The following is a 24,234-nucleotide window of genomic DNA, read 5'->3' as shown; positions in this document are numbered from 1 at the left end:
AGGCCACGCGATACCGGACCCAGGCCAGGTATCGCGGCGGTGGTGTGCGGTTTACAGGCCCTGCTTGAGGCTCGCTTCGAGGTACTGGTCGAGGTCGCCGTCGAGGACTTTCTGGCAATCGCTGCGCTCGACGCCGGTGCGCAGGTCTTTGATCCGCGAGTCGTCAAGCACGTAGGAGCGGATCTGGTGACCCCAGCCGATGTCCGACTTGCTGTCCTCCAGCGCCTGGGAAGCGGCATTGCGCTTCTGCATTTCCAGCTCGTACAACTTGGCCCGCAGCATTTTCATGGCGGTGTCCTTGTTGGCGTGCTGGGAGCGTTCGTTCTGGCACGCCACCACGGTATTGGTCGGCACGTGGGTGATACGCACCGCCGAGTCGGTGGTGTTGACGTGCTGACCGCCCGCACCGGAGGAGCGGTAGGTGTCGACGCGCAGGTCGGACGGATTGATCTCGATCTCGACCTTGTCGTCGATTTCCGGCGAAACGAACACCGCCGAGAAGGAGGTGTGGCGACGGGCGCCGGAGTCGAACGGGCTCTTGCGTACCAGACGGTGCACACCGATCTCGGTGCGCAACCAGCCGAAGGCATATTCGCCCTTGATGTGCACGGTGGCGCCCTTGATGCCGGCGACCTCGCCTTCGGACAGCTCGATGATGGTGGCATCGAAACCGCGCTTGTCGGCCCAGCGCAGGTACATGCGCAGCAGGATGTTGGCCCAGTCCTGCGCCTCGGTGCCGCCCGAACCTGCCTGGATGTCGAGGTAGGCGTTGTTCATGTCCATCTCGCCGCTGAACATGCGGCGGAACTCCAGTTGGGCGAGGGATTCCTCGAGCCCTTCGAGTTCGCCGATCACATCGCTGACGGCTGCGTCGTCACCCTCTTCCACGGCCATGTCGAGCAAGTCCTTGCAATCGGCCAGGCCGCCGGACAGCTTGTCCAGGGTCTCGACCACCTGCGCCAGCATGGCCCGCTCGCGGCCCAGGCTCTGGGCATACTCAGGCTTGTTCCAGACGGCCGGGTCTTCCAGTTCGCGGTTGACTTCGATCAGACGATCACTTTTGTGATCGTAGTCAAAGATACCCCCGAATTGACTGGGAACGCTCGGTAAGGTCCTTGATGGTATTGAGGATCGGTTGGATTTCCATGGGCGGGCAGCTCTCGCGCGAATTCGGTGAAAAGCCCGCGAGTATATCGCAGTCCGTAGCGGTACGGCAGTGCGGGAGCGGCCATGTGTCGCGAAAGGGCGACACGTCGACCTGGGCACTCAAGCCACCGCCCCGTTCCCGCAGACGCTGCTTTCAGGCGATACCCACCTGATTGCGACCGCTGTTCTTGGCCTGGTACAGGCCTTTGTCCGCCGCCGAGATCAGTTGCCGGCAATGGCTGCCGATCGCCGGGGTCTGGGTGGCCAGGCCGATGCTCACGGTCAGGCTCGAGTCCGCCTGCGGTGCGCTGTGGGGAATCTTCAGCGCCAGGACGGTCTGGCGCAGCTTTTCCGCGATCAGGCGCGCGCCACCCGGTGAGGTGTTGGGCAGCACCAGGGCGAACTCCTCGCCGCCGTAGCGCGCCGGCAGGTCACTGGGCCGCGAACAGGAACCGCGAATGGCCTCGGCCACCTGGCGCAAGGCCTCGTCGCCGGCCAGATGGCCAAAGCTGTCGTTGTAGGCCTTGAAGTAGTCCACGTCGATCATCAGCAACGACAATTGCTGCTGCTCGCGCATGGCCCGGCGCCACTCGAGCTCCAGGTACTCGTCGAAGTGGCGGCGGTTCGACAGCCCGGTCAGGCCATCGGAGTTCATCAGCCGCTGCAGCATCAGATTGGTGTCGAGCAACTGCTGCTGGCTCACCCGCAAGGCCCGGTAGGCCTCGTCGCGCTGCAACAGGGTCAGGTAGGAGCGCGAGTGATAGCGGATGCGCGCCACCAACTCGATGGTGTCCGGCAGCTTGACCAGGTAATCGTTGGCTCCGGCGGCGAAGGCGGCGCTCTTGACCAGCGGATCCTCCTTGGTCGAGAGGACGATGATCGGAATATCCTGGGTGGCGGGGTTGTTGCGGTATTCGCGCACCAGGGTCAGACCGTCCAGGCCCGGCATGATCAAGTCCTGCAGGATCACCGTAGGCTTGATGCGCATCGCCTGGGCCACCGCCTGATGCGGGTCGGCGCAGAAGTGGAAGTCGATGTTCTCTTCATGGGACAGCCCGCGACGCACCGCCTCGCCGATCATCGCCTGGTCGTCGACCAGCAGGACCATGGCGGCACCTTCGTTGATCGTCGTGAAACCTTCGATCGGTAGATCATTCATCTGTATTCACCAGATCACCACCGACCACTCGGCGTGACTCAACACATGTCGTCATTTCGGAAAGATTTCCACTAGTCGCCCGGCAATCCGTTCCAGCGGCCGAATCTCGACGGCCGCCTGGATCGCCGCGGCCGCTTTGGGCATGCCATATACCGCACTGCTCTGCTGGTCCTGGGCAATGGTCAGAAAGCCCTGTTCGCGCATCAGCTTCAAACCCTGGGCGCCGTCACGGCCCATGCCGGTGAGCAGCACACCCACCGCCTCGCTGCGCCAGAAGCGCGCCACACTCTCGAAGAACACGTCGATCGAGGGTCGATAGATTTCGTTGACCGGCTCGGCGGTGTACGCCAATTGGCCGTTCTGCAACAGCCGGATATGGTGGTTGGTGCCGGCCAGCAGCACCTGGCCCGGCTGCGGCGGCTCGCCCTCGCGCGCCAGGCGCACCGGCAGCCCGGACACCCCGCTGAGCCACTCGGCCATCCCGGCGGCGAACACCTGATCGACATGCTGGACCAGCACGATGGCGGCGGGAAAATCCCGCGGCAACGCCTTGAGCAGCACTTCCAGAGCCGCCGGACCACCGGCTGAGGAGCCGATGGCCACCAACGCACAGCGCGACGCCGGCGTACGCGCCGGTGCATCCAGCGAACGTGCCGCACTGGAGCGTTGCTGACCGATCAGCCAGCCGATATTGAGGATCTTGCGCAGCAACGGCGCGGCAGCCTCACGGGCATCGCCCGCGCCCAGCGCCGGCGTATCGACCACATCGAGCGCGCCGTGGCCCATGGCCTCGAACACGCGGTGCACGTTCTGCTTGCGATCCACCGTGACGATGACGATCGCGCAGGGCGTTTCGGCCATGATGCGTCGCGTCGCCTCGACGCCGTCCATCACCGGCATGATCAGGTCCATGAGAATCAGGTCGGGCGTGAGTTCGGCGCACTTGCGCACGGCCTCCTCACCGTTACCCGCGACCCACACCACTTCATGGGCAGGCTCGAAGGCCAGCGCACGGCGCAAGGCTTCCACGGCCATGGGCATGTCATTGACGATGGCGATTTTCATCCTTGTGCCCCTCCGATCAGCTCCACCACGGCGTCCAGCAACGCATCGTCATGGAAGCTGGCCTTGGCCAGATAATAGTCGGCACCGGCGTCCAGACCACGTCGTCGGTCTTCTTCCCGGTCTTTGTATGACACCACCATCACCGGTAATGACTGCAATCGATTGTCGCGGCGAACCAAAGTCACCAGTTCGATGCCATCCATGCGCGGCATGTCGATGTCGGTGATCAACAAGTCGAAGTCCTCGCCCCGAAGCGCATTCCAGCCATCCATGCCATCGACCGCCACGGCCACCTCGTAGCCGCGCGTGCTGAGTAGCTTGCGCTGCAGTTCGCGCACGGTGAGCGAATCGTCGACCACCAGCACGCGCTTGCGCGGTACGCCTCGACCAGCGCCCGCGCTGCGCTCGATGCGCTCCAGGCGACCGGTGCTGAGCAGCTTGTCCACCGAGCGCAGCAAGTCTTCGACATCGATGATCAGCACCACCGAGCCGTCGTCGAGCAACGCCCCGGAAGAAATGTCCTGCACCTTGCCCAGGCGCGGATCCAGCGGCATCACCACCAGCACCCGCTCGCCGATCAGGCGCTCGACCGCCACCCCATAGAGCTGCTCGCGCTCACGGATGACCACTACGCGCAGACTGTCCGCATCATCCTGCGCGGGCGGACGGTTGAGCAACTGGCTGGCGGCGACCAGGCCGATATGGCGGTCTTCGTGCCAAAAGTGCTGGCGCCCCTCGATCTGCACGATGGACTGCGCGGGCACGTCGAGGGTGCGCTCGATGTGCGCCAGCGGGAAGGCGTAGGCTTCGCTCCCGACCTCGACCACCAGGCTGCGCACCACCGACAGGGTCAGCGGTACTTCCATGTGGAAGCAGCAGCCGTGGCCCGGCGACTGGGTCAACTCGATCGAGCCGCGTAATTCGCGAACCATGTGCTGCACCGCATCCAGGCCCACCCCGCGTCCTGACACCTCGGTGACCTGCTCGCGCAGGCTGAAACCCGGCAGAAACAGGAAGGTGAGCAGTTCTGCTTCACTCATCTGTGCGACGGTTTCGGCCGGCGACAAGGCGCGCTCGACGATGCTGCGGCGCAGGCGCTCCAGGTCGATACCGGCGCCATCGTCGGTCAGCTCGAGGATCAACAAGCCGGCCTGATGGGACGCGCGCAAGCGCAAGGTGCCATCGGCCGGTTTGCCCGCCAGCAAGCGCTGCTCCGGCGACTCGATGCCGTGGTCGACGGCGTTGCGCAGCAAATGGGTGAGCGGTGCATCCAGGCGCTCCAGCACATCACGGTCGACCTGCGTCTTGTCGCCCTCGATCAGCAACTGCACCTGCTTGCCGAGCGACCGGCCGAGGTCGCGGACCATGCGGCTCTGCCCGGTGAGTACATCGGCGAACGGCCGCATGCGGCACGCCAGCGCCGTGTCATACAGCAATTGAGCGCGTTGACTGGCCTGCCAGCCGAACTCGTCGAGGTCGGCGGCCTGCTGCTGGAGGATCTGCTGGGTTTCGGCCAGCAGGCGTTGGGTCTGGGCCAGGGCCTCGAGCACCTCGACGTTCTGAGCGCTGCCCTCGAGCTGGCCCCTGAGCCCGTCCAGCGCACGCATGCCCTGGCCATGCATGCGCTTGAGGCGCTGCAGGGTGGCCAGGTAAGGCTTCAGACGTTGGGTTTCCACCAGGGATTTGCTCGACAGGTCAAGCAAGCTGTTCAAGCGATCGGCGGTGACCCGCAATACCCGCTCGCCGCCCTCACCGCCTCGCCTGCTGGTCTTGGTAACCGTCGCTGCTTCGGATTCGGGTTCGCGCTCGACCGTGGCCACCGGCAACGCCGGCGGATACGCTGGGGGCGGGGCGGGCGCAGGCTCGGCGGGCAGGCTCGGGCGCGGCACGATGGGCGCGGTGGGATCGAGCAGCGCCGCCATCTGCACCAGGAACGCCGGTACCGCTGCCTCGCCTTGCAGATCGCCCGGGGTGGCGATTCGCATGAGCAGATCGGTGCCCTGCAACAGGGCGTCGATGTGCTCCGGGCGCAGCAGCAGTCGCTGTTCCTGAGCCGCCACCAGGCAGTCTTCCATGACATGGGCCACGCTGACGCCCGCATCGATCCCGACGATTCGCGCGGCGCCCTTGAGCGAGTGCGCGGCACGCATGCAGGCCTCGAGCTGATCGGCCTGGGCCGGATTGCGCTCCAATGCCAGCAGGCCGGCACTGAGCACCTGGGTCTGGGCCTCGGCCTCCAGGCTGAACAGTTCGAGCAGCGAAGCGTCGCGCATTTGCTCCGGGGTCATGACAGGCTCCGCTTCACGGCAGACAGAAGTTGGCGCTCATCCAGCACGCGCACGCTGCGGGCACGCCACTGCAGTACCGCCAGGGTGAAGGTCGCGGCGTCGCGCTCGTCCTGCGCCTGCGCGAGGTCCAGACGATGGATGCCGTCGACCTCGTCCACCGGCAACACCACCGGCCCGCCCTCGGCGGCAAGGATCAGCATGCGCGGCATGATTCGGCCCGGGCGCTCAGCGCCTGAGACTGCGGCCACGCCCAGCAGGTCGGCGAAGGACAGGCACGGCACCAGCGCACCGCGCACGTTGGCCACCCCCTGCAGGACTCGCGAGCGTTGGTGCGGTAGCGAATGCACCGGCAGCAACGGTTCGATCTCCGCCAGGCAGGCTGTGGCCAGCGCCAGCCACTCCTCGCCCAGCCGGAACAGCAGCATGGAGCGTCCCGCAGCCCTCGGCTCGACGCTGACGGCCTCGACCTGCTCGTCCTGTTGCAGCGCGTAGCGGTCCAGTAGTCGGGTGGCCGCAGCGGCGTGCACTTCGCAGTTGCGACAGTGGATATGCCGTTCAAGCAACGGGCATTGCTTGTCGCCGTGAACACCGATGCGGTTCCAGCAGTCATCGATATCGTCGTCGGCCCGGGCGATCAGTGGCAGGCCCTGTTGCTCGCTCATCGTTCAGACTCCCGGTCCGCCTTCGCCGCACGCGCCTGCAGGCGCCGTGCGCCGGCACTGTCGCCCTGGGAGGCTAACAACGCGGCCAGGTGCATCAGTGCCTCGGCATGCTGCGGCTCCAGATACAGTGCCTTGCGGTAATGCTTGAGCGCCTCGCCGGCGTCGCCCTGGGTATCGCTGAGCAAGCCCAGCCAGTAATACACCTGGGCCTTGGGCGCGAACTGGCGCAAGTAACGCTCGCAACTGGCGCGGGCCTGATCGCTGGCACCGCTGTTGGCCAAGCGCGCAATGCTCGCCAGCAGTTCGGGCTCACCCTCGCTCGCCGCCGGTTCTGGCAGCGGCCTGATCGGCGCTGGCGGAGTGCGGGTAGCCTGCAGCGCATTCGGCGCCCAGGCAGTCGCTCGCGGTGGCGGTGCGGGCGTCGCCGCCACACGCACGACAGGTGCGGGACTGGGCGGCGCAGTGACGCTGGCGGGATCCTGGCGCACATAGGCGAACGACTGCGCGATACCGACCGGGCGCATGCCCAGGCGTGCCAGCAGGCTGCCCTCGGCCGGACCGATGAACAATACGCCGTCGTCGTGCAGCAACCGCTTCAATACCTCGAACACGCGCTGCTGAGTCGGGATGTCGAAATAGATCAGCAGGTTGCGGCAGAACACGATGTCATACAGTCCACTGCGCGCGCGTAACGCCGGGTCGAGCACGTTGGCCGCTTCCAGGCTGACCTGCCGGCGGACCCGCTCGGACAACTGGTAGCTGTCGTTGACGCCTTCGAAGTGCCGGTCACGGAAGGCCAGATCGCTGCCGCGAAACGAATTGCGTCCATACACCGCGAGTTCGGCGCGCGCGATGGAGCTGGGGCTGATGTCCATGGCGTCGACGCGGAAGGCACAGGGCGCAAAGCCCGCGTCGAGCAACGCCATGGAAATCGAATAGGGCTCTTCGCCGGTCGAGCACGGCAGGCTGAGCAGGCGCAAGGGCCGGGCACCGGCCAGTTCGGCCAGGCGCTTACGGGCCAAGGTGGCCAGCGCGGTGAACGACTCGGGGTATCGGAAAAACCAGGTCTCCGGCACGATCACCGCCTCGATCAGCGCCTGCTGCTCGACGGTCGATTGCTGCAGGCACAGCCAGTAGTGGTCGAGGTCGCCGGCCGCCGACGCCGCACAGCGTTGGCGCAAGGCGCGCTCCACCATCGAGGCGCCCACCGACTCCACGTCCAGCCCGATGCGCTCCTGGAGGAAGCGGAAAAAGCGCTGCTCGCTCATTCAGCCTCCGCTTCAGAGACTTCGGGGAACAGCAGCCGGCGCACATCCTCGTCGAGCAAATCATCGACCTGAATGCGCTGCAGCAGGCCATGTTCGTCCTGTCGTACCGGGCCGAGGTAGCGTGCTTCGCGGTTATCCACGCCATACGGCAGGAACTCATCGGGTTGGCAACGCAGGGTGTGGGTGGCCTGTTCCAGCACCAGGCCCAGGCGAAGCGGCGCGCGCAGGGGATCGCCTTGATAGTGCACCAACACCAGACGCGTACTGGTGCGGCGCGGCGCAGGTGCGCCGAAGCTCAGCGCCGACAGGTCGATGACCGGCACCAGCGCACCGCGATGACCAAGAATTCCGGCCACCCAATGCGGTGCCTGGGCGATGGGCTTGAGCGGGCGCAGCGGCAGCACCTCGATCACCTCGCGCACGTCCAGGGCGAAGCGCTGCTGGCCAATGCTGAACTGCAGGTACAACACGCCCTTGTTCGCGGTCTGGCGCTGCTCGTGCGATTGCGGCTCGGCCATCGTCGTCAGACTTTGAAGCGCGAGACGCCGCCGCGCAGTCCGGTTGCCACCTGACTCAATTCGTCGATGGCGAAGCTGGCCTGACGCAGCGACTCGACCGTTTGCGTGCTGGCATCGCTCAACTGAGCCAGCGCCTGGTTGATCTGCTCGGCACCGGTGGCTTGCGCCTGCATGCCTTCGTTGACCATCAGCACGCGCGGCGCCAGGGCCTGCACCTGATGGATGATCTGGGTGAGCTGCTCGCCCACCTGCTGCACCTCGAACATGCCGCGGCGCACTTCTTCGGAGAACTTGTCCATGCCCATGACCCCAGCCGACACCGCAGACTGGATCTCGCGCACCATCTGCTCGATGTCGTAGGTGGCCACCGCGGTCTGATCGGCCAGGCGACGCACCTCAGTGGCCACCACGGCGAAGCCACGGCCATACTCACCGGCCTTCTCGGCTTCGATGGCGGCGTTGAGCGACAGCAGGTTGGTCTGGTCGGCCACCTTGACGATGGTCACCACCACCTGATTGATGTTGCCGGCCTTCTCGTTGAGGATGCCCAGCTTGGCGTTGACCAGGTCGGCCGCGCCCATCACCTGGTGCATGGTTTCCTCCATCCGCGCCAGGCCTTGCTGACCGGAGCCGGCCAGGCTGGAGGCCTGATCGGCGGCGCTGGTGACCTCGGTCATGGTGCGCACCAGGTCGCGAGAGGTCGCGGCGATCTCGCGCGAGGTCGCGCCGATTTCAGTGGTGGTGGCTGCGGTTTCGGTGGCGGTGGCCTGTTGCTGCTTGGAGGTGGCAGCAATCTCGGTGACCGAAGTCGTGACCTGGACCGACGAGCGCTGGGCCTGGGCGACCAGGTTGGCCAATGCCTCGGCCATGTCGTTGAAGCCGGTCTCGATGGCGCCGAACTCATCCTTGCGCGCCATGCTCAGGCGCACGCTGAGGTCGCCAGAGCTGAGTTTGTCCAGAGCCTGCACGATGCTGCGCATGGGCGCGCTGATGACCCGCATCAGCAACAGACCGCAGATGCCGGCGGCGAGAATCGCCAGGATCAGCGACACCACCATGCTCACCTTGGCCGTGGCCACCGCATCGACGATGTCCCGCGTGGCGGCATTGGCTGCTTCGGTGTTGCGGTCGATGACCGTGTTCAGGTGCTTGCGGCCAGCGGTCCAGGCCGGCGTCAGCACCTCGATGATCAGGCGCTCGGCTTCGGCATAGTTCTCTGCTCGATAGGCACCCAGTACCTGATCGATGGCCTTCTCGTACGCTTGTTCAAGCCCCACGAAGGTATCGAAGGAGGCTTGATCCTGGGCATCCTGGATGGTGCCCTGGTAGTTGGCCATCTGTTCTTTGAGCCGGTCGTGGAAGCCCTTGAACAACTCGGCGTCGGCCGAGCTCAGCTCGCGGTGCTCGGACAGGCCGACCAACTGCTGGGTCGCGACGTAGCTGTCGACCCAGGCGCTGCGGATCATCGAGCTGTAGTAGATGCCGGGAATGCTGTCGGACCCCACCGCTTCCTCGCTGGACTCGATGGTCACCAAACGCGAGTAGGCGGCCACGATCATCAACAGCATGATGGCGATGATCACGGCAAAGCTTGCCAGGATCCGTTGGCGCAAGGTCCAGTTCTTCACAATCAGCCCTCAGGAAAGCTTCACGAGCGGGAAAATCGTCGAAGTATAGCCCAGGCGCCTGACGCTTTATCGGGAGAATTGAAGGCTTACCGGGCTTGCGTGCCCGATGGGTAGCTAAAAGCCATCTCAGGATGTCGATACCTGCCTGACCTGCAGTTCAAGTTCCTCGCGCAATGCGGGTTCCAGGCGCAGTTGGCGAGCCAATTCGTCGAGGTAAGCACGTTCCATGAAGTGCTCCTGATCGACCATCATCACGCTGGCCAGATACATCTCGGCGGCCATCTCCGGCGTTTGCGCCGCACGCGCCACCTCTGCCGGATCGAGCGGCTTGTTCAGTTCGCCCTGCAACCAGCGCTGCAGCTCTGGGTCGCTGTCCAGGCGCGTGAACTCGCCCTCGATCAGCTCACGCTCACGCGCATCGATATGGCCATCAGCCTTGGCGGCGGCCACCAGGGCCTTGAGTACGGCCTGGCTGTGTTGCTCGGCCTGGGCTGGCGGCAGTCGGTCGAGCGTCTGCGGCTCGCCAGCGTCGCCCTGCCCCTGGCGCGCCTGCCAGTTGCCGTAGGCCTTGTAGGCCAGCACGCCCAGTGCGGCGAGGCCACCGTAGGTCAGCACCTTGCCACCGACCTTGCGCACCTTCTTGTTGCCCATCAGCAGGCCCATGGCGCCGGCCGCCAAGGCGCCGCCACCGGCGCCGGAAACCAGGCCTCCCAGGCCGCCGGCCTTGCCGCCGAGCAGATCGCCGAGCCCCGGCACCTTGCCTGTACCGGGCTTGCCCGACGAATTCTGCAGCAGCGATTGACCGGATTTGAGCAATTGATCGAGCAGACCACGGGTATTCATCTGGCGAACCCTCAAGGACAGTAAAGCGCCAGATTACGACCGCAGTCTGAATCCAGGCTTAATCGCGCAAATCCGACTCGTGAATCGGGTTGGCGCGATGAGTGGCGCGTTGGTACTGGGCAGGCCAGGTCGCCTTGTTGCCGCCCAGGTCATCGTCGGCATGCAGCGGCCAGTAAGGGTCGCGCAGCAGCTCGCGGGCCAGGAAGATCAGGTCGGCCTGACCGGTGCGCAGGATGTGCTCGGCCTGGGCCGGTTCGGTGATCATGCCGACGGTGCCGGTGGCGATTTCCGACTCCTTGCGCACCCGTTCGGCGAAGCGCGTCTGATAACCGGGCCCGGTGGGAATCTCGGCGTTGACCGAGGTACCGCCAGAGGACACATCGATCAGGTCCACGCCCAGCGCCCGCAACCGGCGCGCCAGCTCCACCGTCTCGTCAGGGTTCCAGCCATCCTCGACCCAATCGGTGGCCGACACCCGTACGAACAGCGGCAGTTCCTTGGGCCAGACCTCGCGCACCGCTTCGGTCACCTGCAAGGTCAGACGGATGCGGTTGTCGAAGGAACTGCCATAGTCGTCACAGCGCTGATTGCTCAATGGCGAGAGGAATTGATGCAGCAGGTAGCCGTGGGCGGCGTGCAACTCCACCACTTTGAAGCCCGCGGCCAGGGCGCGCCGCGCGGCCTCCACGAACGCCTCGACGACCTCCTGGATATCATCGTGGCTCAGTTCGCGCGGCGCGGTGTGCTGGGGGTCGAAGGCGATCTTCGACGGCCCCACCGGCTGCCATCCACCCTCCTGCGGCGCGACGCTGCCGTGCTTGCCGAGCCAGGGCCGATGGGTACTGGCCTTGCGCCCGGCGTGGGCCAACTGGATACCTGGAACCGCGCCCTGGGCGGTGATGAAACGGGTGATGCGTTGCAGCGCAGCGATCTGTTCGTCGTTCCACAACCCAAGGTCTTCTGCGGTGATGCGTCCGTCGGCGGTCACCGCGACGGCCTCCGTGATCACCAGGCCAGCGCCGCCGACAGCGCGACTGCCCAGGTGGACCAGATGCCAGTCGTTAGCCAGGCCATCGACGCTCGAGTACTGGCACATCGGTGAAACGGCGATGCGATTGGGCAACGTCAGCTGACGCAGGGTGTAGGGCTCAAGCAGCATGCTCATGGGAGGGCCTCCGAAGGTCTGCAATGACGGTCCGACCCAGGCGCTGTGGTGCGATCCTGGACCATTACCGGCGTTCCTTGAGACTAGACCAGATTACCCTGGGGATCGGTTCCCGAAAATTCAGGCCATGGCACCTGCACGGTCATCGGTCGCGGCCTGGCGCCGCCATCCCGAGCGAATGCGCCGAGCCCTCAGCGCGGCTCCATATGCGCAATCATCAACTGCACACTTTCGTTGCCGCGAAACTCGTTCACATCCAGTTTGTAGGCCAGCTCCACCCAGCGCACCGTCGGGTTGGGCCATACCTCGCGATCGACGCTGAAAGCGATGCCATCAAGACGCAGCGAACCGCACTCGCTCTTGAGCACCACTTTCAGATGGCGCTCGCCGACCACCCGTTGCTCCACCAACTCGAACACGCCGTGGAACAACGGCTCGGGAAAATGCTGCCCCCAGGGGCCGGCATTACGCAGGGCGCGGGCAAGGTCGAGGTGGAACTCCTCGACCGCCAGGCTGCCGTCGGACAGCAACCGACCGGTCAGATCGTCCTCATCCAATTGGCGTCGCACCTCCTGGTCGAACGCCTCGGCGAACACCGGGAAGTGCTCAGCCGGCAGCGACAAGCCTGCCGCCATGGCATGTCCGCCGAACTTGCTGATCAACTGGGGGTGCCGCGCCGCCACCGCGTCCAGGGCATCGCGAATGTGAAACCCCGGTACCGAGCGCGCCGAGCCCTTGAGCATGCCTTCGCCGGCGTCGGCGAAGGCGATGGTCGGACGGTGATAGCGCTCCTTCAAGCGCGAAGCGAGGATGCCGATCACGCCCTGGTGCCATTCGGCGTCGAACAGGCACAACCCATAGGGCATGGCGTCGAGCGGCAGGTCCTTGAGCTGGGCCAACGCTTCGCGCTGCATGCCTTGTTCGATGGACTTGCGGTCCTGGTTGAGCCCATCCAGTTGCGCTGCCATGTCCAACGCCGTGGCGGGGTCTTCGCAGAGCAGGCATTCGATGCCCAGGCTCATGTCGTCCAGACGCCCTGCTGCATTGAGCCGAGGCCCGAGAATGAAGCCCAGGTCGGTTGAGGTGATGCGCCGATGATCGCGCCGCGCGACTTCAAGGATGGCCTTCAGGCCAGGTCTCGCGCGGCCCGCACGGATGCGCTCGAGTCCCTGGTGAACCAGGATGCGGTTGTTGGCATCCAGCGGCACCACATCGGCGACGCTGCCCAGGGCCACCAGATCGAGTAACTCCCCTATGTTCGGTTGCGCCTGGGTCTCGTAGCGGCCCAGGCTGCGCAAGCGCGCGCGCAGCGCCATGAGCACGTAGAAGATCACCCCCACCCCGGCCAGCGATTTGCTGGGGAAGGTGCAACCGGGCTGGTTCGGGTTGACGATGGCATCGGCCTGCGGCAACTGCTCGCCCGGCAAGTGGTGGTCGGTGACCAGCACCTTGAGCCCGGCCGCCTTCGCCGCAGCGACGCCTTCGACGCTGGAGATCCCGTTGTCCACCGTCACCAGCAGGTGCGGCTCGCGCTGCAGCGCCACCTCGACAATTTCCGGCGTCAGGCCGTAACCGTACTCGAAGCGATTAGGCACCAGGTAATCGACCTGGGCTGCACCGAGCAGACGCAGGCCGAGCACGCCGACGGTGCTGGCTGTAGCGCCATCAGCGTCGAAGTCGCCGACGATGAGGATGCGCTGGCGCCGGTCCAGGGCCTCCACCAGCAGGTCCACGGCAGCGTCGATGCCCTTGAGCTGCTGATAGGGCAGCAAGCGCGCCAGGCTCTTGTCCAGTTCCAGCTCACTCTGCACGCCACGGGCGGCGTACAGACGGGTCAGCAGGGGCGGCAGTTGGCCGAGAAACGGCAGGGTTGCAGGCAGGGGGCGGGGCTCGATGCGCATGGGGCTCTTCAGTCAGGTCGAATCAGGTCAGCCGCGCTCGCCGAGCAGCCACTGCAGTTGGACTTCGTGCTGACCCCGGTCGTCGGTCACGAAGAGCGTGCCTTCACTGATCATCACGTCCCACTTGATGGTGCGCGGCATGTCGGTGGCCAGCACGTCCAGCACCTCTTGCGGCACCGCCGCGATGCTCAGGTTCTTCAGGCCCTTGACCGCCGGCACCACCTTGCCCTCCCACACCCGCAGGCTGCCGTAGGCCAGCAGGCTGGTGCGCTCGGTGCGACGCGAGCACCAGGTCAGGCGATCAGCATCCGGCTGGCCCACTTCGATCCAATGCAGGATCCGATCATCCAGGCTCTTTTCCCACACCGCAGCCTCATCGACGTCCGACAGACCGCGTCCGAAGGCCAACTGTTCGTTGTACCAGAGCGCGTAGGCCAGCAAGCGAACAGCCATGCGCTCCTCGGTCTCGGACGGATGACGGGCGATGGTCCGGCGTACGTTTTCGTACACGCCACGGTCGAGGTCGGTGAGATTGAGTTCGAACTTGTAGGTGGTGGACGGCTGGGCCATGGGGCAGAGGCTTCTTCGAAGAAAGTCGGAGAGTTTACCCGATCCGCGTGCGCAGAGGGGCTCGTGTCGTCCGTCAGTGCGCACAGGCACGCAACCGCTGTCGCGAGCCATTACCTGCATCGAGCCAGCTGTGATAAAACCAAGCCCTCTTTTCAGCCGTCACGGATCCACCATGTCCAGTCCTGCCAAACCCCTCGCCGGCCTCAAGGTGATCGAGCTCGGTACCCTGATCGCCGGACCCTTCGCCTCGCGCATCTGCGCCGAGTTCGGTGCCGAGGTGATCAAGGTCGAATCGCCGGACGGTGGCGATCCGCTGCGCAAGTGGCGCAAGCTCTACGAGGGCACGTCGTTGTGGTGGTTCGTGCAGGCGCGCAACAAACAGTCGCTCACCCTGAATCTCAAAGACCCGGAGGGTCGCGAGGTGCTCAAGCGGCTGCTGGCCGAGGCCGACATCCTGATCGAGAACTTCCGCCCCGGCGTGCTGGAAAAGCTCGGCCTGGGCTGGGACGTGCTGCACGCCCTCAACCCGCAGCTGGTGATGGTCCGCCTTTCCGGCTTCGGCCAGAGCGGGCCGATGAAGGACCAGCCCGGCTTCGGTGCGGTCGGCGAATCCATGGGCGGCCTGCGCTACATCACCGGCTTCGACGACCGGCCACCGGTGCGTACGGGCATCTCCATCGGCGACTCGATCGCCGCCTTATGGGGCGTGATCGGTGCGCTGATGGCCTTGCGTCATCGGGAGGTCAACGGTGGCCAGGGACAGGTGGTGGACGTGGCCTTGTACGAAGCGATCTTCGCCATGATGGAAAGCATGGTGCCGGAATTTGACGTGTTCGGTTTCATCCGCGAACGCACCGGCAACATCATGCCGGGCATCACCCCGTCGTGTATCCACACCAGTGCCGACGGCCGCCATGTGCAGATCGGCGCCAATGGCGATGCGATCTTCAAGCGCTTCATGCAGGCCATCGGCCGCAACGACCTTGCCGACGACCCCACTCTTTCCAGCAATGACGGTCGCGACCTGCGCCGCGACGAGTTGTATGGCGTGATCGACCGTTGGGTCAACGGTTTGCCGCTGGATCAGGTGATGCAGGTGCTGAACGACGCCAGTGTGCCCGCCAGTCGTATCTATTCAGCCGAAGACATGTTCCACGACCCGCAGTTTCTCGCTCGGGAAATGTTCGTCCAGGCTCGGCTGCCAGACGGCAAGCCGTTCAAGATGCCAGGCATCGTTCCCAAGCTTTCGGACACGCCCGGCTCTACCGAATGGGTGGGGCCGGCCCTTGGCGAGCACACCGCCACGTTGCTGACCCGCCTGGGCTACAGCGAGGCCGACATTGCCCGACTGCGCGAACAGGGGGCCATCTGATTCAACTTCAAAGGGCCGCGCAGCGCCTGCTGCTGTGCATCCTGCCGCTACTGGCGCTGCAACCTGCGAAGGCGGGTGAGCGCCTGACCTGGCTGGTACGTGACCTACCGCCGTTCACCATTTACGAAGGCACGGAAAAAGGTCAGGGTGTGATCGACAGCCTGCTACCCCAGTTGATCGAGCAGTTGCCGGAGTACCAACACAGCATCGTGCGCGTCAACCGCCCGCGTGGCATCCAGATGCTGCAGGACCCTACCCTCACCTGCGATCCGACGCTGCTGTGGACGCCGGAGCGGGCCAGCTTCGCGAAATTTTCCCAGCCTTTGCTACCGATCGTGAGCAGTGGCGTGATCGTGCGTAGACAGGACCTGGCAGCACTGAACCTGTCCGCAGGCCAGACCTCCGTGGACCTCACGCAATTGCTCGGCACGCCGGGTCTGAAACTGGGCGTCGTCGCCGGCCGCAGTTACGGGCAAGAAACCGATGCGATCCTCAGCCAGTTGCCTGACTCGGCGTTGAGTCGGCACTACGGCAACGATGCCACCGCCAATCTATTGCAGATGCAGCAGTTAGGGCGGTTGCACGTGGTATTGGGTTACTGGCCTGAAGCACGCTATCTGCTTCAACAGCAAGGCAACGCGTTGGACGCGTATGCGTTTCTCTCGATCAAGGGCGCCAAACGCTATCAACTGATCCACGTCGGTTGCTCCGACACCCCAGCAGGTCGAGAGGCCATCGCCAAGATCGACCGACTTGTGCCCCATCTGCGCTCAGCGGAGCTGCTTGAGCGCTATGCCCGATGGCTGGATCCCGAACTGCGCGAACACTACCTGAAACAGGCGCAGCGGCTGTTGCAAGCAGAGCAGCCACCGGACGCCGCCCACAGCGCTGATCGCTAAAAAGAAACCCCGCAGGCTGTCGCACAGCCAACGGGGTCAAGCAAAGGCCTTGCGGGCCTCGCGCCCTGGGTCGATACCACCGGAGCAAAGCAGTATCACCACAGGGTCAAGAAATGTGACGGGGCGCTTACGCGAAGGTTCCCTGAGTTTGCACGGGCTGCCGCAGTGCCGCGATCACGCACGGCTGCAAGCGGCCTTCGACGATCTGCAGGTCGCGGTGCAGACCGTCCACCAGATCCACCAGCAGCCGCTGATCCTGCAACTGCAACTGGCTGACCGAGCGCCGCAGCACGGATGTGCCTCGCATATCGACGACGCTCAACTGGCGGTGGCCGCTGGCGTCCACGGCATCGAGCTGGACCTGATAGGGGGACAGGGCATCATTGAGCAGGGTGCAGATTCTTTCCATCCGGCGTACTCGCTTTGTCGGTAACCTAACGAAACTGACCCCCAAGCGAAGCGGAAAGTTCGCTTGACGGTCGCCGCGTCATCGAGCATGGAGGCTGGAGGTGACAGTTTCGATATCCCGCGTCTGCAGCCCACCGATCGCCGGACGCAAGCGCAATAGCGCAGCGTGCAAGGCCGGCATCGAGAGCGGCCAGGAAAGGTTGGCGACCACCCACAACCCTCTGCGCCAGGCTTCCACGGACAGGTTCGGTGCCCCCGCCGGTGGCGCGCCGATGAACAGCACCGCACGCACTTGCCCTTGACGTACGATGCTTTTCAATAGCGCCTGAACGGCCAGGGTGGGCATGCCATGGTCGATGAGCACCGCGTCCGGCGCTTGGGCCAGACTCGCCTTGGCGTTGTGCAGGTCGTTGACCACCCGCACCTTGAACACGCCCAGCGCGTTGCAGGCTTGGTGGAGGGTGATCTGGTGAGAGGGACGGGACTGGACGACGAGAAGATCGAGGCGCTGCATGAGCCGCTCCTGAGGGCTGCTGGCCCTGGTGGACAGGGCGCCCACTCTAGAAAGGCGATACAGAAACTCCTATAGGAAGAAACTGATAGTGCAGGATGAATCTTCGCAGAAACCCTCCACTCGAACGAAAACGGGGCAAGCCGGATGACCGACTTGCCCCGCTTGGCCTCGCGACCAGAACGCCTTACAGCGGCTTGCCGCGATTACCGTGCTGGCTGACGAACGCCTGGACCGCTTTCAGATCGTTGGCCAGCACCGTGCAACGCTCCTCACGGCTGAACAGGTCGCTCAGGTGCACCGGCAACTCCAGCGCCTTGCCGACGCCCGCCTGCTCGACCGCCTCGGGGAACTTCACCGGGTGTGCAGTGCCCAGCACCACCATCGGCGTATCCAGGCTACGGCGGCACTCGCGAGCAGCCTTGACACCGATTGCGGTGTGCGGATCGAGCACCTCGCCGGTGGCCTTGAACACCTCGGCAATGGTGTCGCACGTCTGCTCGTCGCTCACCGCCAGTGAGTCGAACAGCTTGCGCGCCTCGGTCCAGCGGTCCTGCTCGACGCTGAAACCGCCGCCTTGCTTGAAGTTGGCCATCAACTCGGCAATCGCCGCGCCATTGCGACCGTGCAGGTCGAACAGCAGGCGCTCGAAGTTCGACGAGACCATGATGTCCATCGACGGCGACAGGGTCGGGTGCAGAGCGTCCTTGACGTACTGATTGCCGCTCATGAAGCGGTGCAGGATGTCATTGCGGTTGGTCGCCACGACCAACTGGCTGATCGGCAGGCCCATGTTGCGCGCCAGGTAACCGGCGAAGATGTCGCCGAAGTTGCCGGTCGGCACCGAGAACGCCACGGAACGGGCCGGGCCACCCAGCTGCAGCGCCGCATGGAAGTAGTAGACGATCTGGGCCATGATCCGCGCCCAGTTGATCGAATTGACCGCCACCAGCCGGGTGCCTTTGAGGAAGGACTGGTCGGCGAAACTCGCCTTGACCATCTCCTGGCAGTCGTCGAAGTTGCCCTCGATGGCGATGTTGTGGATGTTGTCGCCCAGGATGGTGGTCATCTGACGGCGCTGGACTTCCGACACACGCTGGTGCGGGTGCAGGATGAAGATATCGACGTTGTCGCAGCGTCGGCAGCCTTCGATGGCAGCCGAGCCGGTGTCGCCGCTGGTGGCGCCGACGATCACCACACGCTCGCCACGCTTGAGCAAGACGTGGTCGAGCAGACGACCCAGCAGTTGCAGGGCGAAATCCTTGAACGCCAGGGTCGGGCCGTGGAACAGCTCCATCACCCACTCATTGCCATTGAGCTGGCGCAGCGGCGCCACCGCAGCGTGGGCGAAGACGCCGTAGGTTTCCTCGAGAATCTTCTTGAAATCGGCATCGGCGATGCTGCCCGCCACGAAGGGACGCATAACGCGGAACGCCAGCTCGTGATACGGCAGGCCGGCCCAGGAAGCGATCTCTTCCTGGGTGAAGCGCGGCAGGTTTTCCGGTACGTACAGGCCGCCGTCGCTGGCAAGGCCCGCCAGCAGAACGTCTTCGAAATTCAACGCCGGAGCCTGGCCCCGAGTACTGATATAGCGCATGGGTGCAAACCTTTCATTTGAGCTGCAAGCTGTAAGCGCCAAGCCACGAGAAAAAGCCGATTGGCGTTGCTCTCGCGCTGTGCTTCTCACCTTGCCGCGAATGGACTCGATTGAAAGCCTCAACACCGCGCCGCTTTTACTGGCAGCTCGCAGCGTGAGGCTTGCCGCTTAATTGAGCTGTTCGACGCGGATGCGTACCACGCTGCCGACCACGTCCTGCAGCGCTTCCAAGGCGACGATGGCGTCGTCGATGCGCTGTTCGATGACCCGGTGAGTGAGCAGGATCATCGGCACCAGGCCATCCTGCTCCTCGGCTTCCTTCTGCATGATCGACTCTATGTTGATGCCACGCTCGGAAAGGATGCTCGCCACCTGGGCCAACACGCCCGGGTGATCCTTGGCCTGGATGCGCAGGTAGTAGGCGCTTTCGCAGGCCTCGATCGGCAGGATCGGATGCGCCGACAGCGAGTCGGGCTGGAACGCCAGGTGCGGGACGCGGTTCTCCGGGTCGGCGGTCATGGCGCGCACCACATCGACCAGGTCGGCGACCACCGAAGAGGCGGTCGGCTCCATGCCGGCACCGGCGCCGTAGTACAAGGTCGAGCCGGCGGCATCGCCGTTGACCATCACCGCGTTCATCACGCCGTTGACGTTGGCGATCAGGCGGTCGCTGGGAATCAGGGTCGGGTGGACGCGCAGCTCGATGCCATCGGCGGTACGGCGCGCCACGCCCAGGTGCTTGATGCGATAGCCCAGGGCCTCGGCGTAGTTGACGTCGGCGGTGGTCAGACGGGTGATGCCTTCGGTATAGGCCTTGTCGAACTGCAGCGGAATGCCAAAGGCGATGGACGCCAGGATGGTCAGCTTGTGCGCAGCATCGATGCCCTCGACATCGAAGGTCGGATCGGCCTCGGCATAGCCCAGCGCCTGGGCCTCGGCCAGCACATCAGGGAAGGCACGGCCCTTCTCGCGCATTTCGGTGAGGATGAAGTTGCCGGTGCCGTTGATGATGCCGGCCAGCCAATTGATACGGTTGGCCGACAGCCCCTCGCGAATGGCCTTGATCACCGGGATGCCACCAGCGACCGCGGCTTCGAAGGCGACGATCACGCCCTTTTCGCGGGCTTTGGCAAAGATCTCGTTGCCGTGCACGGCAATCAGCGCCTTGTTGGCCGTGACCACGTGCTTGCCGTTTTCGATGGCCTTGAGCACCAGATCGCGGGCAATGGTATAGCCACCGATCAGCTCGATGACGATGTCGATCTCGGGGTTGGTCGCAACGTCGAACACATCAGCGGTAATGGGGGTACCGGTAATCTGGCAGTTCGGGTTCTGCGAGCGCATGGCGATCTGGGCCACTTCAATACCGCGCCCGGCACGGCGGGCAATCTCCTCGGCGTTGCGCTGAAGCACATTGAAGGTACCGCCACCGACGGTCCCCAACCCACAGATGCCTACTTTGACCGGTTTCACTGTGAACTCCCCATAGAACGACCGGCACTGTGCCGACCGTGAAACATGCCGTCACCCCATGACGACGGCGTACTGAATGAATTACTTGGCCGCTTGCGCCTGGCCGGCCAACGCCAGCTTGGCCACTTGCGGTGCCGGCTGGTAGCCCGGAATCACCTGACCGCTTTCGAGCACGATCGCTGGCGTACCGTTGACGCCGATCGACTGGCCGAGGTGGAACTGTTTGCTGACCGGGTTGGCGCACTTGGCCGCCTTGATTTCCTTGCCATCGACCATCTTGTCCATCGCCGCGACGCGATCGCTGGAGCACCAGACGGCCTGCAACTGCTCGTCACCCGGCGAGCCCAGGCCTTGGCGCGGGAAGGCCACGTACCGCACCTCGATACCGCGCTTGTTCAGCTCCGGTACTTCAGCATGCAGCTTGTGGCAGTACGGGCACGTGGTGTCGGTGAAGACGGTGATGTGCGAGCGGGTTTCGCCCTTGGCCGGGTAAACGACCATTTCAGCCTTGGGAATGCCGTTGATCAGCTTGGCGATGCCTTGGCGCTCGGTCTTCTCGGTGAGATTGACCGGCTTGCCGTCCTGCAGTTGATACAGGTAACCCTGCATGACGTACTGGCCGTCACCACTGGCATAGAGCACACGACCGCCTTGCAGCTTGACTTCGTACAGACCACCGACCGGGCTGTTGGAAACGCTCTCGATCGGCACTTCCAGTTCAAGGGTCTTGAGCGTGTTGCGAATGGCCTGCTCGGCGCCTGCATTGGCACCGGCACTGGCCTCGGTGGCCGCGGCGGCGGCAAAGGTACTGGCCAACGCCAGAGCGGCGGCGGCAAAAATCTGGGTCACGCGCATGGGGTACTCCTGAAGACGGACGGGACCGGAGGACATCGCCTGCGGGAAAAGCGCGGCGACTAGAGCGGTCCCTGATGCAAACCGCCCAAGACTACCACATCAGGCGGGGACGCAATCAGTGTCTGGAAAGCCGCCGAGCGGAACATGAGGATCATTCATCCACGCGGGTGGTGCTGGGCGTGCAACTGCTGCAAGCGCGCCTTGGCCACATGGGTGTAGATCTGCGTGGTGGACAGGTCGCTGTGGCCCAGCAGCATCTGCACCACGCGCAGGTCGGCGCCGTGGTTGAGCAAATGCGTGGCGAAGGCATGGCGCAAGGTGTGCGGCGACAGCGGCTTGTCGATCCCGGCCACGCGCGCATGGTGCTTGATACGGTGCCAGAAGGTCTGCCGGGTCATTTCCTCCCCGCGCAGGCTGGGGAACAGCACGTCGCTGGGACGACCGTTGAGCAGATCGGCGCGGCCACCGCGCAGGTAGCGCTCGATCCACAGCACCGCTTCCTCACCCATCGGCACCAAGCGCTCCTTGCTGCCCTTGCCCATCACCCGCAAGACGCCTTGCCTCAGGTTGACCTGGTCCAAGGTCAGGCTGACCAACTCAGTCACCCGCAGACCGCAGGCATACAGCACCTCGAGCATGGCGCGGTCACGCTGACCGATGGCCTCACCCAGATCCGGCGCCTTGAGCAAGGCCTCGACGTCCGCTTCCGACAGCGACTTGGGCAACGGTCGGCCCAGTTGCGGCATGTCCACCTGCAAGGTGGGATCGAGGGCAATCAGCTTCTCGCGCAGCAGATAGCGATAGAACCCCCGCACTCCGGACAGAAAGCGGGCGGTGGAGCGTGGCTTGTAACCCTGGTCCAGACGCCAGGCAAGGTGATCGAGGATGGCGGCGCGGCCCGCCTCGGGCAAGGCCAGGCCCTGCTCCTGCAGCCAACCGTTGAACAGGGCCAGATCGCTGCGATAGGAAACACGGGTATTGTCCGACAGCCCCTTTTCCAGCCAGAGGGCATCGAGGAACTGGTCGATCAGCGGATGGTCCAGAGCAGGCATTTAACGGGTCTGTGGCGAAAAAGTGCGCCTAGTCTTCCACACGGGACAACGCTTGTCTGCAATGGCCTGGCGACGCATCTTTTCACGGACGCAGAACGCAAAAAAGCAGCCCGAAGGCTGCTCTTTCTCTCGCAAGGTGGCCGAGGCCACCGGTCAAACTGCACTCAGGACAGTTTTTCCTTGATGCGAGCGGCTTTGCCGGACAGGTCGCGCAGGTAGTACAGCTTGGCTTTACGCACGTCACCACGACGTTTCACGGCCAGGCTGTCGATCTGCGGGCTGTAGGTCTGGAAGGTACGCTCGACGCCAACGCCGCTGGAGATCTTGCGCACGGTGAAGGCGCTGTTCAGACCGCGGTTACGCTTGGCGATGACGACGCCTTCGAACGCCTGCAGACGGGAACGCTCACCTTCCTTCACTTTGACCTGGACGACAATGGTGTCGCCGGGTGCGAAGGCTGGGATTTCCTTGCTCATCTGCTCGGCTTCGAGCTGCTGGATGATCTTGTTGGTCATGCTGTGCTCCTAAGATGGATACGCGATCCACCATCGATACGTTTAACTATCGTCCCGCTCGCGGAGGTATTCCTCGAGCAGCTTCTTCTCTTCTCCAGAAAGCGAGCGACTTTCCAGAAGATCGGCGCGTCGTTCGAAGGTCCTACCAAGGGACTGCTTCATTCTCCAACGCCGGATGTGTGCATGGTTGCCACTGAGCAACACGTCGGGTACACGCTGATCCGCATACACCTCAGGTCGGGTGTAGTGCGGGCAATCGAGCAGACCGTCGGTGAAGGAGTCTTCCTCCGCCGAGTCCACATGCCCTAAAGCTCCGGGCAGCAGCCGTGTAACCGCATCGATCAACACCATGGCCGGCAGCTCGCCACCGGAAAGCACATAGTCGCCAATCGACCACTCCTCATCGACATGAGCCTCGATAAAGCGCTCGTCGATGCCTTCGTAACGGCCCGCGATCAGGATCAACGATTCCTGTTCGGCCAGACCTTTGACCGCCTGCTGAGTCAGCTTGCGGCCTTGTGGCGAGAGGTAGATCACCTTCGCCGCTGCTCCGGTCGCTTGCCTGGCACTGGCCAGGGCGTCTTCCAGAGGCTTGATTTTCATCACCATGCCCGGACCACCGCCAAAAGGCCGATCATCCACCGTATGGTGACGATCCGTGGTGTAGTCCCGCGGATTCCAGCAGGTCACCTGAAGCAACCCCTGTTTCACCGCGCGGCTGGTAATGCCGTACTCCGTGATGGCCGAGAACATCTCCGGGAACAACGTGACGACTTCTACGCGAAGGTTACCCATCGTCTAGAAATCCGCGTCCCATTCGACTCGCATCACGCCTGCTTCCAGGTCGATGGCCAGCACGCATTGCGCCGTATAGGGCAACAAACGCTCGCGATCGTCCAGGCTGCCAGCGCAAGGCTTGACCACCATGACATCGTTCGCACCGGTCTCCAACAGGTGATCGACCTTGCCGAACAGCTGTTCGTCCTGGTTGATGACCTTCAGACCCACCAACTGGTACCAGTAGTACTCGTCAGCGGCCAGGTTGGGCAAAAGGCTCCGCGGTATGCAGATTTCGTAACCGCTCAGAAGACGGGCTTCATCGCGATCCTCGAGACCTTTCAACTTCACGACCAGGCCCTTCTGGGAGCCACGACCGTTGACCAGCTCGACCTGTTTTACCTTGCCTTCGTGCCTGAGCGTCCAGCGCGGATAATCCAACAGGTTTTCAATCGGATCGGTAAAGGAATACACCTTCACCTCGCCGCGAACGCCGTGAACCGAAAAAATCTTGCCGACGACGATGAGATCGTCAGGCTTTTCTGGCGTCGCGTTCATACTG

General features: G+C 64.2%; 23 protein-coding genes. 2 read left to right on the top strand and 21 right to left on the bottom strand.

Features of this window, described 5'->3' with window-relative positions:
* Positions 1 to 51 precede the first annotated feature (51 nt).
* From prfB to Q6A47_RS08230, 12 genes are all read right to left on the bottom strand, one after another.
* A protein-coding gene (prfB, locus tag Q6A47_RS08285) for a peptide chain release factor 2 (protein WP_116887664.1) occupies positions 52 to 1,147 on the bottom strand; the annotation gives its coding sequence in 2 pieces (ribosomal slippage) (positions 52 to 1,074 and positions 1,076 to 1,147; 1,095 coding nt in all).
* A 153-nt stretch (positions 1,148 to 1,300) separates the two neighbouring features.
* Positions 1,301 to 2,305, bottom strand: a complete 1,005-nt coding sequence (locus tag Q6A47_RS08280; RefSeq protein WP_039575790.1) for a response regulator — start codon at positions 2,303 to 2,305, stop codon at positions 1,301 to 1,303.
* Positions 2,306 to 2,356: 51 nt separating this feature from the next.
* Positions 2,357 to 3,370, bottom strand: coding sequence for a chemotaxis response regulator protein-glutamate methylesterase (locus Q6A47_RS08275; RefSeq protein ID WP_039575787.1), 1,014 nt, complete (start codon positions 3,368 to 3,370; stop codon positions 2,357 to 2,359).
* Positions 3,367 to 5,658: a hybrid sensor histidine kinase/response regulator gene (locus tag Q6A47_RS08270; protein WP_304483921.1), complete on the bottom strand. Its 2,292-nt coding sequence runs from the start codon at positions 5,656 to 5,658 to the stop codon at positions 3,367 to 3,369. Before Q6A47_RS08270 ends, Q6A47_RS08275 begins: the two co-directional genes overlap by 4 nt.
* On the bottom strand, positions 5,655 to 6,320 hold the full coding sequence (locus Q6A47_RS08265; RefSeq protein WP_039575784.1) for a chemotaxis protein CheW: 666 nt from the start codon (positions 6,318 to 6,320) through the stop codon (positions 5,655 to 5,657). The genes Q6A47_RS08270 and Q6A47_RS08265 overlap by 4 nt, the downstream gene beginning before the upstream one ends.
* The gene (locus Q6A47_RS08260; protein WP_304483918.1) at positions 6,317 to 7,588 is read right to left on the bottom strand and encodes a CheR family methyltransferase; all 1,272 of its coding nucleotides are present in this window, start codon (positions 7,586 to 7,588) and stop codon (positions 6,317 to 6,319) included. Before Q6A47_RS08260 ends, Q6A47_RS08265 begins: the two co-directional genes overlap by 4 nt.
* Positions 7,585 to 8,106, bottom strand: coding sequence for a chemotaxis protein CheW (locus Q6A47_RS08255; RefSeq protein ID WP_304483916.1), 522 nt, complete (start codon positions 8,104 to 8,106; stop codon positions 7,585 to 7,587). Before Q6A47_RS08255 ends, Q6A47_RS08260 begins: the two co-directional genes overlap by 4 nt.
* Before the next feature lie 5 nt (positions 8,107 to 8,111).
* Entirely contained in the window at positions 8,112 to 9,734 is a 1,623-nt protein-coding gene (locus tag Q6A47_RS08250) for a methyl-accepting chemotaxis protein (RefSeq protein ID WP_039575781.1), read from the bottom strand.
* Between the two features lie 126 nt (positions 9,735 to 9,860).
* Positions 9,861 to 10,577, bottom strand: coding sequence for a tellurite resistance TerB family protein (locus Q6A47_RS08245; protein WP_304483914.1), 717 nt, complete (start codon positions 10,575 to 10,577; stop codon positions 9,861 to 9,863).
* Between the two features lie 58 nt (positions 10,578 to 10,635).
* Positions 10,636 to 11,742 carry an NADH:flavin oxidoreductase/NADH oxidase gene (locus Q6A47_RS08240; protein WP_304483913.1) on the bottom strand — a complete coding sequence of 369 codons (1,107 nt, stop codon included), beginning with the start codon at positions 11,740 to 11,742 and terminating at the stop codon, positions 10,636 to 10,638.
* 191 nt (positions 11,743 to 11,933) lie between these two features.
* Positions 11,934 to 13,643 carry a single-stranded-DNA-specific exonuclease RecJ gene (recJ, locus tag Q6A47_RS08235; RefSeq protein ID WP_029613340.1) on the bottom strand — a complete coding sequence of 570 codons (1,710 nt, stop codon included), beginning with the start codon at positions 13,641 to 13,643 and terminating at the stop codon, positions 11,934 to 11,936.
* 27 nt (positions 13,644 to 13,670) lie between these two features.
* Entirely contained in the window at positions 13,671 to 14,213 is a 543-nt protein-coding gene (locus Q6A47_RS08230; protein WP_039575775.1) for a YaeQ family protein, read from the bottom strand.
* 172 nt (positions 14,214 to 14,385) lie between these two features.
* Between Q6A47_RS08230 and Q6A47_RS08225 the strand changes: the two genes are divergently transcribed.
* Positions 14,386 to 15,585, top strand: a complete 1,200-nt coding sequence (locus Q6A47_RS08225; protein ID WP_304483910.1) for a CaiB/BaiF CoA transferase family protein — start codon at positions 14,386 to 14,388, stop codon at positions 15,583 to 15,585.
* The gene (locus tag Q6A47_RS08220; RefSeq protein ID WP_369811447.1) at positions 15,582 to 16,484 is read left to right on the top strand and encodes a TIGR02285 family protein; all 903 of its coding nucleotides are present in this window, start codon (positions 15,582 to 15,584) and stop codon (positions 16,482 to 16,484) included. The genes Q6A47_RS08225 and Q6A47_RS08220 overlap by 4 nt, the downstream gene beginning before the upstream one ends.
* Positions 16,485 to 16,611: 127 nt before the next feature.
* Here Q6A47_RS08220 and Q6A47_RS08215 read toward each other — a convergent pair whose 3' ends face one another.
* From Q6A47_RS08215 to rimM, 9 genes are all read right to left on the bottom strand, one after another.
* Entirely contained in the window at positions 16,612 to 16,893 is a 282-nt protein-coding gene (locus tag Q6A47_RS08215) for a DUF3509 domain-containing protein (RefSeq protein ID WP_304483909.1), read from the bottom strand.
* A gap of 78 nt (positions 16,894 to 16,971) precedes the next feature.
* Positions 16,972 to 17,406 (bottom strand): response regulator, encoded by a 435-nt coding sequence (locus tag Q6A47_RS08210; RefSeq protein WP_029613343.1) that lies wholly within the window; start codon positions 17,404 to 17,406, stop codon positions 16,972 to 16,974.
* 184 nt (positions 17,407 to 17,590) lie between these two features.
* A complete protein-coding gene (gene thrC / locus Q6A47_RS08205) occupies positions 17,591 to 19,000 on the bottom strand; it encodes a threonine synthase (protein WP_039575767.1) in 1,410 nt (469 codons plus the stop codon).
* Positions 19,001 to 19,168: 168 nt separating this feature from the next.
* Positions 19,169 to 20,473 carry a homoserine dehydrogenase gene (locus Q6A47_RS08200; protein WP_039575764.1) on the bottom strand — a complete coding sequence of 435 codons (1,305 nt, stop codon included), beginning with the start codon at positions 20,471 to 20,473 and terminating at the stop codon, positions 19,169 to 19,171.
* An 81-nt stretch (positions 20,474 to 20,554) separates the two neighbouring features.
* A complete protein-coding gene (locus Q6A47_RS08195; RefSeq protein ID WP_304483907.1) occupies positions 20,555 to 21,328 on the bottom strand; it encodes a DsbC family protein in 774 nt (257 codons plus the stop codon).
* Positions 21,329 to 21,483: 155 nt separating this feature from the next.
* On the bottom strand, positions 21,484 to 22,380 hold the full coding sequence (xerD, locus tag Q6A47_RS08190; protein WP_039575759.1) for a site-specific tyrosine recombinase XerD: 897 nt from the start codon (positions 22,378 to 22,380) through the stop codon (positions 21,484 to 21,486).
* A 164-nt stretch (positions 22,381 to 22,544) separates the two neighbouring features.
* Positions 22,545 to 22,895, bottom strand: coding sequence for a 50S ribosomal protein L19 (gene rplS / locus Q6A47_RS08185; RefSeq protein WP_029613346.1), 351 nt, complete (start codon positions 22,893 to 22,895; stop codon positions 22,545 to 22,547).
* A gap of 42 nt (positions 22,896 to 22,937) precedes the next feature.
* Positions 22,938 to 23,690, bottom strand: coding sequence for a tRNA (guanosine(37)-N1)-methyltransferase TrmD (gene trmD, locus Q6A47_RS08180; protein ID WP_029613347.1), 753 nt, complete (start codon positions 23,688 to 23,690; stop codon positions 22,938 to 22,940).
* 3 nt (positions 23,691 to 23,693) lie between these two features.
* Positions 23,694 to 24,230: a ribosome maturation factor RimM gene (gene rimM / locus Q6A47_RS08175; RefSeq protein ID WP_029613348.1), complete on the bottom strand. Its 537-nt coding sequence runs from the start codon at positions 24,228 to 24,230 to the stop codon at positions 23,694 to 23,696.
* Positions 24,231 to 24,234 lie beyond the last annotated feature (4 nt).

It is taken from the genome of Pseudomonas boreofloridensis (genome assembly GCF_030580795.1).
GTDB lineage: Bacteria > Pseudomonadota > Gammaproteobacteria > Pseudomonadales > Pseudomonadaceae > Aquipseudomonas > Aquipseudomonas boreofloridensis.
Note: the sequence above shows the minus strand (reverse complement) of the source record. Positions and strands in the feature narration are given on the sequence as shown.